This is a genomic window from Nostocoides sp. HKS02 (genome assembly GCF_009707485.1).
GTDB lineage: Bacteria > Actinomycetota > Actinomycetes > Actinomycetales > Dermatophilaceae > Pedococcus.
On record NZ_CP046121.1, the window covers coordinates 576,605 to 591,048 of the forward strand.

Below are 14,444 nucleotides of genomic sequence, written 5' to 3' on the forward strand. Positions count from 1 at the left end.
ACATATGTTCTAGTCTGATGGCCGACGCGGCATACCGGGAATTCGGCGCGGCCGGGAGAGAATGGACCCATGCCCCTCTACCGCGACGAAGGCATCGTCCTGCGCACCCAGAAGCTGGGCGAGGCCGACCGCATCGTCACGCTGCTCACCCGGGGGCTCGGCAAGGTGCGTGTCGTCGGCAAGGGCGTGCGGCGCACCAAGAGCCGGTTCGGGGCTCGGCTCGAGCCGGCGATGATGGTCGACGTCCAGTGCTACGAGGGGCGCTCGCTCGACACCGTCACCCAGGCCGAGACGCTCGCCTCGTGGGGCGACGTGCTGGCCCGCGACTACACGACCTACACGGCGGCCGCCGCGATGCTCGAGACGGCCGACCGGCTCACCGAGGAGCGTGAGCCCAACCTCCAGCAGTACCTGCTGCTCCAGGGCGCACTGCGCTCGATGGCCGAGGGCGCCCACGACCCCGGCCTGGTGCTCGACGCCTACCTCCTGCGAGCGCTCGCGGTGGCGGGGTGGGCCCCGAGCTTCCACGACTGCGCGCGGTGCGGCGCGGTGGGCCCGCACCGGGCGTTCAACCTCGCCGCGGGCGGCACCGTGTGCCCGGCATGCCGTCCGCCAGGCTCGGCCGCGCCGGCGCCCGAGACCTTGTCGCTGCTGGCTGCGCTGCTCGCCGGCGACTGGGTCGTCGCCGACGCGTCGCAGGGCAGGCACCGCCGCGAGGGCAGCACGCTGGCCAGCGCGTTCCTCCAGTGGCACCTCGAACGGGGTGTGCGATCCTTGCGCCTCGTGGACCGACGTGACCCCGATGCCCAGACCGCCGCCCAGGCGGCACGGGCCGCCCAGACCGCCGCCCAGGCAGCACAGGCGTGAGCGCGGCATACCCGAGGCCGTTCGCCCACCCGAGCGGAGCCCAGCCGCCGGTCCTCCCGAAGGAGCTCGTGCCCCGGCACGTCGCCATCGTCATGGACGGCAACGGGCGCTGGGCCAACCAGCGCGGCCTGCCGCGCACCAAGGGCCACGAGGCCGGCGAGGCGGCGCTGCTCGACGTGACGGCCGGCGCGATCGAGGCCGGGGTGACGCACCTGTCGGCCTACGCGTTCTCGACCGAGAACTGGAAGCGCAGCCCCGACGAGGTGCGCTTCCTCATGGGCTTCAACCGCGACGTCATCCGGCGGCGGCGCGACCAGCTGCACGAGTGGGGGGTGCGGATGCGCTGGGTCGGTCGCCGGCCGCGCCTGTGGGGATCGGTGATCAAGGAGCTCGAGACCGCGCAGGAGCTCACCAAGGACAACACCGGGCTGACGCTGTACTTCTGCGTCAACTATGGCGGCCGGGCCGAGATCGCCGACGCCGTCCAGCGGATCGCCGAGCAGGTGCAGCGCGGCCAGCTCAAGCCATCGTCGATCGACGAGCGGACGATTGCCCGCCACCTGCCCGAGCCCGACATGCCTGACGTCGACCTGTTCGTGCGCAGCTCGGGGGAACAGCGGACCAGCAACTTCCTGCTGTGGCAGAGCGCGTACGCCGAGATGGTCTTCCAGGACACGCTGTGGCCCGACTACGACCGCCGGCACCTGTGGCAGGCCATCCAGACCTATGCCGAGCGCGACCGCCGCTACGGCGGTGCCGTCGACCGCGCCACCCCCTGACCTGCAGCAACCTCTGCTAGCAGACCTTGCTGCACGCAGGACGGGTTGCAACCTGTGCTCCCGGCAGGAGTCTCTGCTCGCAGAGGTTAAGACCGGCCCGCGCTGGAGCAGGTCGTGCAGAGGCCGACGATCTCGACCGTGTGGTCGACGTCGGTGAAGCCGTGCTCGGTGCTCACGCTGCGCGCCCACGCCTCGACTGCGACGCCCTCCACCTCGACGGTGCGCCCACACTGCCGACACACGAGGTGGTGGTGGTGGCCGGTCGAGCAGGCCCGGTAGACCGCCTCGCCCTCGTCGGTGCGGATCATGTCGATCTCGCCGTCGGCGGCCATGGCCTGCAGGTTGCGGTAGACGGTCGCCAGGCCGACCTTGTCACCGCCCTCGCGCAACAGCGCGTGCAGCTCCTGCGCAGACCGGAACCCGTCGATCCCCGCGAGCACGGCGGCCACGGCTGAGCGCTGGCGGGTGGGCCGACGGACGCTCTCGGCCGCTCGCTCGCCCCCGGTGGTGGTCATCGGCCCGCCTCCTGCGTGGTCTCGTGGAAGGTGCTCTCCTGGTGGGTGCCGTCGTGGCGGTTGGCCTCGTGACGGGCCGGGTCGTGCTCGTCGTAGTGGCCCTCGTGCGCCGCGTGGAGGTGCCCGTCGTGGACGTAGTCGACGTGGCCGCCGTGGACCACCACCGGGTGACCGCAGTCCGGCCCGTGTTCGTGGTCGTGCCGCTCCGCCCGACGGTGCTGGTGTGCGCGAAGGCGGGCGACGGCCGCGGTGAGGGAAGCCGCGAGGACGAAGACCCCGATCGCGAGCAGCACGATGGTCCCGCCCGACGGCGTCTCTGCGTAGTACGACGTGACGACGCCGCCGACACTGCACGCCACCCCGACGAGCACCGCCCACCGCACGGACGCGCGGAAGCTGCGGCCGAGCAGCTGGGCCGCAGCATTGGGGATGATCATCAGCGCGCTGATCAGGAGCAGGCCGACGACGCGCATCGAGACGACCACCGTGACTGCCGTGAGGATCGCGAGGGCGATGTTGAGCCCGGTCACGGGCAGCCCACTGGCCCGGGCGTACTCCTCGTCGTTGGCGACGGCGAACAACCATGGCCGCAGCAGCCACGTCGTGCCAAGGACGACCACCGTCAGCGCGGCGAACACCCACAGGTCGTTCTGGTTCGCGGTGGTGATCGCCCCGAAGAGGTATGCCGTGAGGTTGGCTGGGCTGCTGCTCGGCGACTTGGCGATGATCACGACGCCGGCGGCGATGCCTCCGTAGAACATCACCGCGAGGGCGATGTCACCACTCGTGCGACCCCGGCCCCGGATGACCTCGATGGCGATCGCGGCGCCGACCGCGGCGAGCAGGGCGGTGAGGACCGGCGCGTGCCCGGTGAGCACGCCGACCGCGACACCGGCGAGGGCGACGTGGCCCATTCCATCGCCGATCAGGGACAGCCGACGCTGGACGAGGAAGACGCCGACGAGCGGAGCGGCGATCCCGACGAGCAGCGCGGCGACGAGGGCCTGGCGCATGAAGTCCAGTGAGAGCAGCTCAGCCATGGTGGGTGCCTCCGCGCGGGTCGAGGGGGCCCGCGGACGGGGCCCCGGGAAGTCGGTGCCGGTCCACGGCGAGCTCGTCGTCATGGTGGTGACCGTCATGGTGGAGGCCGTCACGCTGGTAGCCGTCATGGGAGTAGCCGGCGCGACCGACCTCGGAAGTCCGCGCTTCGAACTCGGCTCGGCTGCCGTCGAAGGCGATCCGGCCGCCCTGCACCAGGATGATCCGGGTCACGATGTCGTCGAGTGCCTCGAGCTCGTGGGTGACGATGAGCATGGTGGTGCCGCGCTGGGCCAGGCGGGCCAGCACCTGCGCGAGGACCTGTTGGTTGGCCGTGTCGACGCCCGCCGTGGGTTCGTCCATGAGGAGCACGTCCGGGTCGGCCGCGAGCGCCCGGGCGATGAGCACCCGCCGCTGCTGGCCGCCGGAGAGGGTCGAGACGTCGGCATCCGCGCGGTCGGCGAGGCCCACGACGTCGAGGGCCCTGGCGATCATGGCGTCGTCGGCCGCGGACCGCACGACCGGCTTCCACCAGCGTCGCCGGGGCAGCCGGCCCACCGCGACGATCTCGGTCACCGTCGCCCGCACCGAGGCCGACAGGGTGTGCCGCTGCGGGACGTACCCGAGGCGCGCGTGGTCGTGGAAGTCCGCGCGGTCCTGGCCGAAGAGGCGGACCTCGCCGCCAAGCTGGTCGTTGAGCCCGAGCAGCCCGCGGACCAGGGTCGACTTCCCGGACCCGTTCGGCCCGAGTACGGCCACGACCTCACCGGGTCGCACGGTGAGGGTGGCCTGCTGGACCACGGCGCGCTCGGCATACCCGAACGACGCGTGGGTGAGCTCGACGATGGGCGCGCCGGGCGCGCCGGGCTGGCTGGGCCTGGTGGGTGTCGTGGCGGTGGTCACTGGCAGTCCTGTCCGATGCGGAGGGTGGCGAGGTTGGCTCGCATCACGGCGGGGTAGTCGCGCCCCGCCGAGACGCCGGTGATGCCCTCGATGGGGTCGAGCACGGCCAGCCGGGCGCCGGTCTCACGGGCCACGGTCTGGGCGACCGCGGGGCTGACGAGGGTCTCGGCGTAGACCGTGGTGGCCCCGGCCGCGCGCACGTGCTGCGAGATCCGGGCCAGCGTGGCCGGGTCGGGCTCGGCCTCGGGGTCGAGGCCGGTGATGCTGTCCTGGTGCAGCCCGTAGCGTCGCCCGAGGTAGCCGAACGCGGCGTGCGAGGTCACCAGCTCGCTCGTCGTGCAGTGCGCCAGGCCGGTGCGGAACTGCGCGTCGAGGGTGGTCATCGTCGCGCGGAACGTGCGGGCGTTGGCTTCGTATGCCGCGCGGTGCGCGGGGTCGAGCCGGGCCAGCCGCTGGGCCACGGCGTCGCCGACATCGGCGTAGCGCGGCGGGTCGAGCCAGAAGTGCGGGTCGGGGCCCGTGGTCTCCGCCCCGACCGCCTTCAGGTCGAGGTGTGCCGCGGGGGGAGACGTCGAAGCCCGTGCGCCTGGCCTCGGTGTCCACGGCCGCATCGACAGCGGGTTGGAACCCGGCCTCGTAGACGACGAGGTCGGCCGTCGCGACTCGACCCACCTGGCGGGGGGTCAGCTCGACGTCGTGCGGCTCGCCGCCCGGCTTGGTGAGGCTGGCCACCTCGACGTGGGAGCCGCCGATCTGGCGGACGGCGTACTCGAGGGGGTAGAACGCCGCGACGACCCGCAGGCGCCCGTGCGACGCGGCCCAGCTGCTGGGGATGCCGCAGCCGCCCAGTGCGGCCAGGGCGAGGGCGGCCACCAGCCAGCCGAGAAGTCGCTTCATGACAATCATTCTCACTTGATCTGAGAATGATTGTCAATCTCGGTGAGGCCGGTCAGCGCCTCTCCGCCTCTTCGCCGCGAGCGCCCGAGCGCCTCAGCGGCGCGGGACCGCCTGCGTCACGGTGATGGCGAGGGCCAGGAGGATCACCGTGCCGCGCATCAGGCGGTTCGTGTGGTCGAGCCCGGGCCAGGACAGGTAGAACGTCCACCCGAGGAACGCGACGACGACCAGCACGAGCAGCCAGCCCCAGCCAGGGATGACCACGCCGGCGACCATGAGGGCGAGGACCGCGAGGAACGGCACCGCCCTCGGCAGGCGGTTGAGCCAGGTGATGGCGGGGAGGCTGAGGTTCTCGATGCGTTCGCGAGGGGTCGACACGCAGGAGATGGTACGTGCCCCCTGCGGCCGGCCACGCGGCATACCCCGTCGAGCCGGGAGGGGCCGCACAGTACCCTTCTGCGCATGGCTGCACCCTCCACCGTCGACACCGTCGTCTCCCTCTGCAAGCGCCGCGGGTTCGTGTTCCCCTGCGGTGAGATCTACGGCGGCACGAGGTCCGCGTGGGACTACGGGCCGCTCGGGGTGGAGCTCAAGGAGAACATCAAGCGGCAGTGGTGGAAGACGATGGTCACCGGCCGCGACGACGTCGTCGGGCTCGACTCGTCGATCATCCTGCCGCGCCAGACCTGGGTCGCCTCGGGCCACGTCGGCGAGTTCACCGACCCCCTGACCGAGTGCCAGTCGTGCCACAAGCGCTTCCGCCTCGACCACATGCAGGAGGCGCTGGCCGAGAAGGAGGCCAAGAAGGGCAAGCAGGTCGACCCCGACTCGATCCCGCTGGCCGAGATCGGCTGCCCGAACTGTGGCACCCGCGGCGCCTGGACCGAGCCGCGCGAGTTCAACATGATGCTCAAGACCTACCTCGGCGTCATCGAGGACGAGTCCGGCCTGCACTACCTGCGGCCCGAGACGGCGCAGGGCATCTTCATCAACTTCCTCAACGTCATGAACGCCTCGCGCAAGAAGCCGCCGTTCGGCATCGGCCAGACCGGGAAGAGCTTCCGCAACGAGATCACGCCGGGCAACTTCATCTTCCGCACCCGCGAGTTCGAGCAGATGGAGATGGAGTTCTTCGTCAAGCCGGGCGAGGACGAGCAGTGGCACCAGTACTGGATCGACGAGCGCACCCGCTGGTACACCGACCTCGGGATCAACCCCGACAACCTGCGCCACTACGAGCACCCGGCCGACAAGCTGAGCCACTACTCCAAGCGCACCGTCGACATCGAGTACCGCTTCGACTTCGCGGGCAGTGAGTGGGGCGAGCTCGAGGGCATCGCCAACCGCACCGACTTCGACCTCACCACCCACTCGAAGCACTCGGGCACGGACCTCGTCTACTTCGACCAGGCCAGCGGCGAGAAGTACACCCCCTACGTCATCGAGCCCGCAGCCGGACTGTCCCGCTCGCTCATGACCTTCCTCGTCGACGCCTACACCGAGGACGAGGCGCCCAACACCAAGGGTGGGGTCGACAAGCGGGTCGTGCTGCGCCTCGACCGGCGGCTCGCGCCGGTCAAGGCCGCCGTGCTGCCGCTGTCGCGCAACGCCGACCTCTCGCCCAAGGCCCGGGACCTCGCGGCAACCCTGCGCAAGCACTGGAACATCGACTTCGACGACGCTGGCGCGATCGGGCGTCGCTACCGTCGCCAGGACGAGATCGGCACGCCCTACTGCCTCACTGTCGACTTCGACACCCTCGAGGACCACGCGGTCACGATCCGCGAGCGCGACACGATGGCTCAGGAGCGGGTCTCGCTCGACAAGGTCGAGGAGTACCTCGCCGGGCGCCTGGTCGGCTGCTGACCCCCGCGGGGCGGGCGTGCGTTACTAGGGGTTATGCAGCGTGACGCGGACGACGAGTACGTCCGGTACGTCCGCGCCCGCCAGCACCGTCTCCTGCGCGCCGCGTGGTTGGTCTGCGACGACACCCGGGTCGCCGAGGACCTCGTCCTGGCGACCTTCACCCGGCTGGCGCTGCGCTGGGAGAAGGTGCGCGCTGACGGCCCCGAGGCGTTCGTTCGTCGGATCCTCTACCGCGACGCCCTGTCGGCCGGGCGGGCAACCCGGCGCGAGTCCGTCTCGCTCGACGTGGGCGGGTCCTTCGGCGCGCTGACCGCCACGCAGCGTGCCGTGCTCGTCGTGCAGTTCTTCGAGGATCGCAGCGCGCAGGAGACTGCCGAGGTGCTGGGCAGCTCGGCCGGATCTGTCGCGAGCCAGACCCGGACCGCGCTGGCGACGCTCCGACCCGGGGCCGCCATCACCGAGGGTGACGTCGTGAGCCTGCTGGAACGGGCCAGCAGGCACGTGCCCGAGCTCGACTTCGCCGAGGAGGCGTGGAGCGCAGCCGTGGCGGGGCAACGCCGTCGGCGCCGGGTGTGGCGGGGGTCGCTGGCCGCGCTGGCCGCCGCAGCCGGGCTGGCTGTCGTCGCCGTCCTGGTGGGCGGCTCGACGCAGCCGCGGCCCGTCCCCGAGCCGACCACGAGCCCCACCTCCGCGGGGTTGCCCAGGCTCGCGGACGGCACGGCATACGCGCAGCTTCCCCTGGAGGGCGCCGAGACCCAGCTGCGCCATTTCGACGCCGGGATCCCGTCCGTGCTCGACGTCCAGACCGCGGCCACGGAGCTGTCGGCCCTGAAGAATCCCCCTGTCGTCGGTGGTGGCCGCCTACCTCGCGCCGGCCGGTGCGGGGACGTTCCACCCGGTCCTGGTGAGCGGCGCCGGCCAGCGGGTCGTCGCGAACGGGCTCACCCTGGTGCCCACCTATGACGCGGCGGGGAACCCCGGGACAGCCCTGGGGCCGCGTGCCATCGGCGGGGGAGGGCGGTACGTCGTCTTTCCACAACCGGGGCAGGTCGTGCGTCTCGACACCCGCACCGGGGCGGTGGCGACGTACCCCGTTCCGTCCCAGACCCTCCAGTCGGCCGGCTGGACCGCGGCAGGCAACCTCGTCGTGGCACGGGACGAGCAGTCCGCCTGGACCATCGACCCCTGGATGCCGGGTGCCAAGGCGGTGCCCGCCGGGCGCGGCTACGAGGGCAGGTTCCGCGTGTCGGCAGCCGCGGACTCGGTGGCCGTGGCGCGCTTCGACGGCGAGGCCCGGCCGGGCACGGTGAGCACCGTCAGGGCCCCGGTCACGCAGGCCTTCGGCGAGACGCTCAACACCGAGCAGTGGGCCGCCACCGGCGCGATCTTCGACCAGGACCTCACCCACCCCGTGATCCGGCAGGGCAACGGCCCGATCTACCAAGGGCTGGTGGCCGTCGACGTGGCGGCCGGCTCGGCCCGGGTCCTGCTCGCCCCGGAGTCACCGGACGGCCAGACCGGGCGGTTCAAGGAGTGCTGCACCGCGCTCGCTTGGGCCGACGGACACACCCTGCTGTTCCAGTCGGTCGGCAGGCACGGACGCTGGGTCCTGGCCTGGAACGTCACCACCGGTGAGGTCTTCGAGGTGGCGCAGATCGTGACCGGGGCACCGGACGACCCGGTCACGGCCGTGGCCCTGGACGTCGGGTGGCGCTACTAGCGCCCACCGTCTGCCCTCGCGGCACCTGACAGACGTCATGGTCGGGTCGTGACGGGTGTCGGAGTCCAGCGGACGCACGGTCGGGCACCATGACTGCCATGACACAGACGCAGACCCACCCCGGAGCGGCGTCCACGGCGGTTCCGGCGATCGAGCTGAGCGGGCTCACGAAGAGCTTTGGCGCGGTGCGGGCGGTCCGGGGGATCGACCTGACCGTGCGGCCGGGCGAGATCGTCGCCTTCCTCGGCCCGAACGGCGCGGGCAAGACGACCACCATCGACATGGTGCTCGGCCTGACCCGGCCCGACCTCGGCACGGCCAGCGTGTACGGACTCGAGCCGGCCGCAGCGGTGCGACACGGGCTCGTCTCGGCGGTGATGCAGTCCGGCGGACTGCTCAAGGACCTGACCGTCGCCGAGACCCTCCAGCTGACGGCCAGCCTGTTCAGCGACACCAGGCCGGTGGCCGAGGTGCTGGCGCGGGCGGGTATCGCCGACATCGCCGACCGGCGGGTGGTCAAGTGTTCCGGCGGCCAGCAGCAGCGGCTCCGGTTCGCGATGGCGCTGCTCCCGGACCCGGAGCTGCTGGTCCTCGACGAGCCGACGACGGGCATGGACGTCACCGGGCGGCGGGACTTCTGGAACGCCATCCGGGCGGACGCCGAGCGGGGCCGGACCGTCGTCTTCGCGACCCACTACCTCGAGGAGGCCGACGCGTACGCCGACCGCATCGTCCTGGTGAGCCAGGGCCAGGTCGTCGCCGACGGCACAGCTGCCCAGGTCAAGGCCCTGGTCTCCGGGCGCACCATCCGGGCCACGCTGCCCGATGCGGATGTCGCTGCGCTGCAGGGACTTCCGGGCGTCGAGACGGTCGAGGTCCGGGGCGACTCAGTCATCATCGCGTCGACGGACAGTGACGCCGTGGCGCGTCACCTGCTCGCCGCCACGACCGCGCGCGACCTCGAGATCACCTCGCGCGGCCTCGAGGACGCCTTCATCTCACTGACCTCCGAGGGAGAGAGCCGATGACCAGCACCGCCTCGAGCGCGCCGAGCACCGCGCGCGCCGTCCCCGAGCGCACCGTCCCGCCGCTCGGCGGCTTCAACCCGACCCTGCTGCGCCTCGAGCTGCGGCGGATGCTGCGCAACCGGCGCACGGTGATCTTCTCCGTGGTCCTGCCGGTGGCGTTCTTCTTCCTGTTCGGCACGGGGCAGAAGTACTCCAACCAGAGCGCCGGTCACGGCAACGTCGCCGGCTACATCATGATCAGCATGGCGCTCTACGGTGCGATGCTCTCCACCACCGCCGGCGGCGCGATGGTGGCGGTGGAGCGCAGCCAGGGCTGGAGCCGCCAGCTGCGCCTCACCCCGCTCACCTCGACGGCATACATCGCGGTGAAGGTCGTGATCGCCATGGTCCTCGGCGCGCTCTCGGTGACCGTGACGTATGCCGCGGGCGCGTCGTCGGGCGCGCGGCTGGACGGCAGCCTGTGGTGGCAGACCGCCATGCTCGCCTGGCTGGGCTCGCTGGTGTTCGCGGCGTTCGGCGTCTTCATGGGGTACCTCCTGCCGAGCGAGAACGTCATGCAGATCCTCGGGCCGGTGCTGGCGTTGTTCGCCTTCCTCGGGGGGCTGTTCATGCCGCTGTCACAGATGGGGTCGGTCTTCCAGACCCTCGCGAAGTTCACGCCGATGTACGGGCTGAGCGAGATCGTCCACGCACCGGTCTCCGGCGACGGCCCCGGGTGGGCTGCCGTGGTCAACGTCCTCGTGTGGCTGGCCGTGTTCGCGGGAGGGGCGGTATGGCGCTTCCGTCGCGACACGGCGCGCGTCTGAGTGCGGCGGCCCCTGCCCCACGGCCACATGGCCTGAGAGGGTGGGGGCCGTGAGCGCACCCAGGCCCGCACCCAGCCCGTTCGACGGGTTCGCCGAGCCCCGTCCCCGGCTGTTCGCTGGCGGCGACGACCGGGGCTGGTCGGGTCGCCTGCTCGGACTGTTCTTCGCCGGGATCTGGCTGGTCTTCCTCTCCGATGCCTTCACCTCGGCGTGGCAGCAGCGCCACACCCTGCGCGGCGACGCCGGACTGGTCGTGCTGGTCCTCTTCGTCGCGGTGTACCTGCTGCACTTCAGCCACCTGCGGGCAGCCGTGTGGGGGGCGGGTGGGCCGTTCGGGTCGCGGTGGTACGTCACGCGTCTCGGGCTGGTCACCTGGGCCGTGCTGGCCGTGCTTGCCGCGATGTCCACGGTCCTCGTGGGCCAGATCGGCGCCAGCACCTACGTCTTCCTCGCGGTGTCAGGGCTGTGGACCTTCCGCATGCGCACCGGGCTGGCCCTCGGTGCGGTGCTGATGGTGGTGTACGAGTTCCTCACGTTCCACATCGCCGGCTGGAAGCACGACACGAGCATCAGCATGTCGATCGTCCTCGCGCTGGCTGCGGTGACCGGGGGCATGGTCGCCGCGCAGCGCCAGCGGGCACTGGGGGAGGCCCGGCAGGAGAACGCGCGGCTGGCCATCCAGGACGAGCGCAACCGGATGGCCCGCGACGTCCACGACATCCTCGGTCACAGCCTGACCGTCATCACCGTCAAGGCCGAGCTGGCCGCCCGTCTGATGGAGGTCGACCCAGCGCGCGCCCGAGCCGAGGTGACCGACCTCGAGCGACTGGCTCGCGACGCGCTCGCGGATGTCCGGCGCGCGGTGGCCGGGTTCCGTGACATGTCGTTGCCCGCGGAGCTGGCCAGGGCTCGCTCGTCGCTCGCCGCGGCAGGCATCGAGGCGGACCTGCCGACCGCCACCGACGCCGTGCCCAGCGAGTTCCGCGAGCTGTGTGCCTGGACCCTCCGCGAGGGCGTCACCAACGTCATCCGCCACAGCGGCGCGACGTCGTGCCGGGTCACCCTCGACGATCGGGGCATCGTGGTGGCGGACAACGGAGCCGGACCGACGGGCGGCGCGGCGGGGACCGGGCTGATCGGCCTGAAGGAGCGCGCCGAGGCGATCGGCGCCCGCCTCACGACGCGGCGCGTCGAGCCGCACGGCTTCGAGCTGTGCGTGGGTCCGACGAGGACGGACGCATGACGATCCGGTTGCTGCTGGCCGACGACCAGGCGCTGGTGCGGGGCGCCCTCGCGACCCTCCTCGGGCTCGAGCCCGACATGGAGGTCGTCGCCGAGGTCGGCCGCGGCGACGAGGTGGTGGCGGCGGCCAGGCAGTCCCGGCCGGACGTCGCCCTGCTCGACGTCGAGATGCCCGGTCTCGACGGGATCGCCGCGACCACGGCTCTACGGGAGGCGCTGCCGGGCGTCCGGGTCCTCATTGTCACGACCTTCGGCCGCCCGGGGTTCCTGCGCCGCGCCCTGCAGGCGGGCGCCCAGGGCTTCGTCGTCAAGGACACCCCGGCCCGTCAGCTTGCCGAGATGGTGCGCCGGGTGCACGCGGGGCTGCGCGTCGTCGACCCCGCGCTGGCAGCCGACTCGCTGGCCGGCGGTGAGTCGCCACTGACCGCCCGGGAGACCGAGGTGCTCGTGGCAGCACGGGCCGGCGGGTCGGTGGCGGACATCGCCAAACAGGTGAGCCTGTCGGAGGGCACCGTGCGCAACCACCTGTCCTCGGCGATCGGCAAGACCATGGCGCGCAACCGTGCGGATGCGGTGCGGATCGCCGACGAGTACGGCTGGCTCTGAGCGAACGGTCAGGAGGTGGCCACCGGCCGGGTCGGGTCGGTGATCCAGTCGCTCCAGGACCCGACGTACAACGCTGCTTCGATCCCGGCCTCGTGCAGGGCCAACACCTGGTGCGCCGCGCTCACGCCCGAGCCGCAGTACGACCCAACTCGGTCACCAGGACGAATCCCCGTGCGGGAGAACAGTTCTCGCAGCCTCTCGCCCGGCAGGAAGGTGCCGTCCGGGTTGGCGGTGTCGAGGGTGGGCGCGTTCCGCGCACCGGGGATGTGCCCCGCGACCGGATCGATCGGCTCGGTCTCACCGCGGTAGCGCTCGGGTGAGCGGGCGTCGAGCAGTACGCCGTCGCGGGCCAGGGCCTGCGCGCCTGCAGCATCGAGCACCGGCATCCCGCCCGCGTGCGCCTCGAACGAGCCGTCCCGGGGTGGGGGCGCCTCCGTCGTCGTCGCGCCACCGGCGGCCACCCAGGCAGCGAGCCCACCGTCGAGCACGCGCACGTCGCGGGCCCCGAAGTGCCGCAGGACCCACCAGGCGCGGGCGGCGGCGAACGACAGGCCCTGGTCGTAGACGACGATCGCGGAGTCGTCGTGCGCACCACAACGGCGCAGCGCCGCCTGCACGGCCTGGGCGGTCGGCAGCGGGTGGCGCCCGCCCGGTCCCGGGGGTCCGGCGAGCTCGGCGTCGAGGTCGACGTGGTGGGCCCCGGGCAGGTGCGCGGCGGCATACAGGTCCCGTCCTGGCGGCCCGCCCGCGGCGGTGAGGTTCCACTGGACGTCGACGAGCACGGGCTCGGCCCCGGTGGCCAGCAGGTCGAGGAGGTTGACGGCGCTGAGGAGGGCACGCATTCGGTCAGTCAACCAGCAGATGGGACACTGGTGCCGCCATGACCGCGACCCAGACGACCTCGCCGACCGCGCAGCCGCGTGCGGTCCTGCCAGCGCTCCAGATCGGCCCGCACACCATCGAGTCGCCAGTCGTGCTCGCGCCGATGGCGGGCATCACCAACCGGGCCTTCCGCAAGCTGTGCCGTGAGTACGGCCGGCAGGGCCTTGCGGCGGGCGGTGCGAGCGGCGCCACCTCGCTGTACGTCAGCGAGATGATCACCTCGCGTGCGCTGGTCGAGCGCACCCCCGAGACGATGCGGCTCATCGAGCACGACCCCGACGAGAGCCCGCGGTCCATCCAGCTCTACGGGGTCGACCCCGCGACCGTGGCAGCCGCCGTGAAGCTGCTGGTCACCGAGGACCGGGCCGACCACATCGACCTCAACTTCGGCTGCCCGGTGCCCAAGGTGACGCGCAAGGGCGGCGGGGCCGCGCTCCCGTGGAAGAAGGACCTCTTCGAGGCGATCGTCACCGGTGCCGTCCGCGAGGCGAGCAGGTATGCCGTGCCGGTCACGGTGAAGATGCGCAAGGGGATCGACGATGACCACCTGACCTACCTCGACGCCGGACTCATCGCCGAGCGGGCAGGGGTCGCGGCCGTCGCCCTCCACGGCCGCACCGCGTCCCAGGCGTACTCGGGCGAGGCGGACTGGAGCGCCATCGCGCGGCTCAAGGAGACGGTCCGGACCATCCCGGTGCTCGGCAACGGCGACATCTGGTCGGCCGAGGATGCCGTCCGCATGGTCGAGGAGACCGGGTGCGACGGCGTGGTCGTCGGGCGTGGCTGTCTGGGGCGGCCCTGGCTGTTCACCGACCTCGCCGCGGCCTTCGCAGGGACCACCGCGCGCGCGGAGCCGGGCCTCGGTGAGGTGCTGGCGACCCTGCGGCGCCACACGGAATACCTGGTGGACTTCTACGACGACGAGTTCAAGGCCTGCCGCGACATCCGCAAGCACATCGCGTGGTACCTCAAGGGGTTCCCGGCCGGGTCGACGGTGCGACACCAGCTCGCGCTGGTCGACTCCCTCGCGGCCCTCGACGGGCTGATCGCCACCATGGACGACACGGCACCGTGGCCCGGTGACGCCGCCGAGGGCCAGCGCGGGCGGGCCGGGTCGCCGCGCCGGGTGGCCCTCCCAGACGGCTGGCTGGAGTCCCAGTCGCTCGACGACTCGGCGCGGGCCGTCGTGGCCGAGGCCGAGCTGTCGGTCTCCGGAGGCTGATGGCCGGGGAGACGCCCGGCGCGCTGGGTCCACGTGCGCACCGTGGCTGGATGTCGGGCGTGCATGGCAGGCT

Annotated in this window: 16 protein-coding genes and 1 pseudogene; 10 read left to right on the top strand and 7 right to left on the bottom strand. The window is 72.1% G+C overall.

The window, feature by feature from the left end; genetic code table 11:
- Positions 1 to 69 precede the first annotated feature (69 nt).
- Both recO and GKE56_RS02675 read left to right on the top strand, forming a co-directional pair.
- A complete protein-coding gene (gene recO, locus GKE56_RS02670; protein WP_154683237.1) occupies positions 70 to 867 on the top strand; it encodes a DNA repair protein RecO in 798 nt (265 codons plus the stop codon).
- Positions 864 to 1,646: an isoprenyl transferase gene (locus GKE56_RS02675; protein WP_154683238.1), complete on the top strand. Its 783-nt coding sequence runs from the start codon at positions 864 to 866 to the stop codon at positions 1,644 to 1,646. Before recO ends, GKE56_RS02675 begins: the two co-directional genes overlap by 4 nt.
- An 86-nt stretch (positions 1,647 to 1,732) precedes the next feature.
- Here the strand turns inward: GKE56_RS02675 and GKE56_RS02680 are convergent, their stop codons facing one another.
- The 6 genes and pseudogenes from GKE56_RS02680 to GKE56_RS02700 all read right to left on the bottom strand — a co-directional run bounded on the left by GKE56_RS02680 (position 1,733) and on the right by GKE56_RS02700 (position 5,377).
- Entirely contained in the window at positions 1,733 to 2,161 is a 429-nt protein-coding gene (locus GKE56_RS02680) for a Fur family transcriptional regulator (RefSeq protein ID WP_154683239.1), read from the bottom strand.
- On the bottom strand, positions 2,158 to 3,201 hold the full coding sequence (locus GKE56_RS02685) for a metal ABC transporter permease (RefSeq protein WP_154683240.1): 1,044 nt from the start codon (positions 3,199 to 3,201) through the stop codon (positions 2,158 to 2,160). Before GKE56_RS02685 ends, GKE56_RS02680 begins: the two co-directional genes overlap by 4 nt.
- Positions 3,194 to 4,102: a metal ABC transporter ATP-binding protein gene (locus tag GKE56_RS02690; RefSeq protein WP_230209141.1), complete on the bottom strand. Its 909-nt coding sequence runs from the start codon at positions 4,100 to 4,102 to the stop codon at positions 3,194 to 3,196. The genes GKE56_RS02685 and GKE56_RS02690 overlap by 8 nt, the downstream gene beginning before the upstream one ends.
- A complete protein-coding gene (locus GKE56_RS02695) occupies positions 4,099 to 4,713 on the bottom strand; it encodes a metal ABC transporter substrate-binding protein (RefSeq protein WP_255424976.1) in 615 nt (204 codons plus the stop codon). The genes GKE56_RS02690 and GKE56_RS02695 overlap by 4 nt, the downstream gene beginning before the upstream one ends.
- Before the next feature lie 40 nt (positions 4,714 to 4,753).
- A pseudogene (locus GKE56_RS17775) lies at positions 4,754 to 5,008 on the bottom strand (metal ABC transporter solute-binding protein, Zn/Mn family); the annotation flags it as partial.
- A gap of 84 nt (positions 5,009 to 5,092) precedes the next feature.
- Positions 5,093 to 5,377 (bottom strand): DUF6703 family protein, encoded by a 285-nt coding sequence (locus GKE56_RS02700; protein WP_154683241.1) that lies wholly within the window; start codon positions 5,375 to 5,377, stop codon positions 5,093 to 5,095.
- 84 nt (positions 5,378 to 5,461) lie between these two features.
- Between GKE56_RS02700 and GKE56_RS02705 the strand changes: the two genes are divergently transcribed.
- The 7 genes from GKE56_RS02705 (at position 5,462) to GKE56_RS02735 (ending at position 12,267) form a co-directional block, all read left to right on the top strand.
- On the top strand, positions 5,462 to 6,865 hold the full coding sequence (locus GKE56_RS02705) for a glycine--tRNA ligase (RefSeq protein WP_154683242.1): 1,404 nt from the start codon (positions 5,462 to 5,464) through the stop codon (positions 6,863 to 6,865).
- A 33-nt stretch (positions 6,866 to 6,898) separates the two neighbouring features.
- On the top strand, positions 6,899 to 7,828 hold the full coding sequence (locus tag GKE56_RS02710; protein WP_154683243.1) for a sigma factor-like helix-turn-helix DNA-binding protein: 930 nt from the start codon (positions 6,899 to 6,901) through the stop codon (positions 7,826 to 7,828).
- Positions 7,770 to 8,585 (top strand): hypothetical protein, encoded by an 816-nt coding sequence (locus tag GKE56_RS02715; protein WP_154683244.1) that lies wholly within the window; start codon positions 7,770 to 7,772, stop codon positions 8,583 to 8,585. Before GKE56_RS02710 ends, GKE56_RS02715 begins: the two co-directional genes overlap by 59 nt.
- Before the next feature lie 98 nt (positions 8,586 to 8,683).
- A complete protein-coding gene (locus GKE56_RS02720; RefSeq protein ID WP_230209142.1) occupies positions 8,684 to 9,613 on the top strand; it encodes an ABC transporter ATP-binding protein in 930 nt (309 codons plus the stop codon).
- Positions 9,610 to 10,419: an ABC transporter permease gene (locus GKE56_RS02725; protein ID WP_154683246.1), complete on the top strand. Its 810-nt coding sequence runs from the start codon at positions 9,610 to 9,612 to the stop codon at positions 10,417 to 10,419. The genes GKE56_RS02720 and GKE56_RS02725 overlap by 4 nt, the downstream gene beginning before the upstream one ends.
- 49 nt (positions 10,420 to 10,468) lie before the next feature.
- On the top strand, positions 10,469 to 11,662 hold the full coding sequence (locus tag GKE56_RS02730; protein WP_230209143.1) for a sensor histidine kinase: 1,194 nt from the start codon (positions 10,469 to 10,471) through the stop codon (positions 11,660 to 11,662).
- A complete protein-coding gene (locus GKE56_RS02735) occupies positions 11,659 to 12,267 on the top strand; it encodes a response regulator transcription factor (RefSeq protein WP_154683247.1) in 609 nt (202 codons plus the stop codon). Before GKE56_RS02730 ends, GKE56_RS02735 begins: the two co-directional genes overlap by 4 nt.
- A gap of 8 nt (positions 12,268 to 12,275) precedes the next feature.
- On the opposite strand, the gene GKE56_RS02740 is transcribed toward GKE56_RS02735, so the two are convergent.
- Positions 12,276 to 13,109, bottom strand: coding sequence for a sulfurtransferase (locus tag GKE56_RS02740; protein ID WP_154683248.1), 834 nt, complete (start codon positions 13,107 to 13,109; stop codon positions 12,276 to 12,278).
- Between the two features lie 38 nt (positions 13,110 to 13,147).
- Between GKE56_RS02740 and dusB the strand changes: the two genes are divergently transcribed.
- Positions 13,148 to 14,371 (top strand): tRNA dihydrouridine synthase DusB, encoded by a 1,224-nt coding sequence (gene dusB / locus GKE56_RS02745; protein ID WP_154683249.1) that lies wholly within the window; start codon positions 13,148 to 13,150, stop codon positions 14,369 to 14,371.
- Positions 14,372 to 14,444 lie beyond the last annotated feature (73 nt).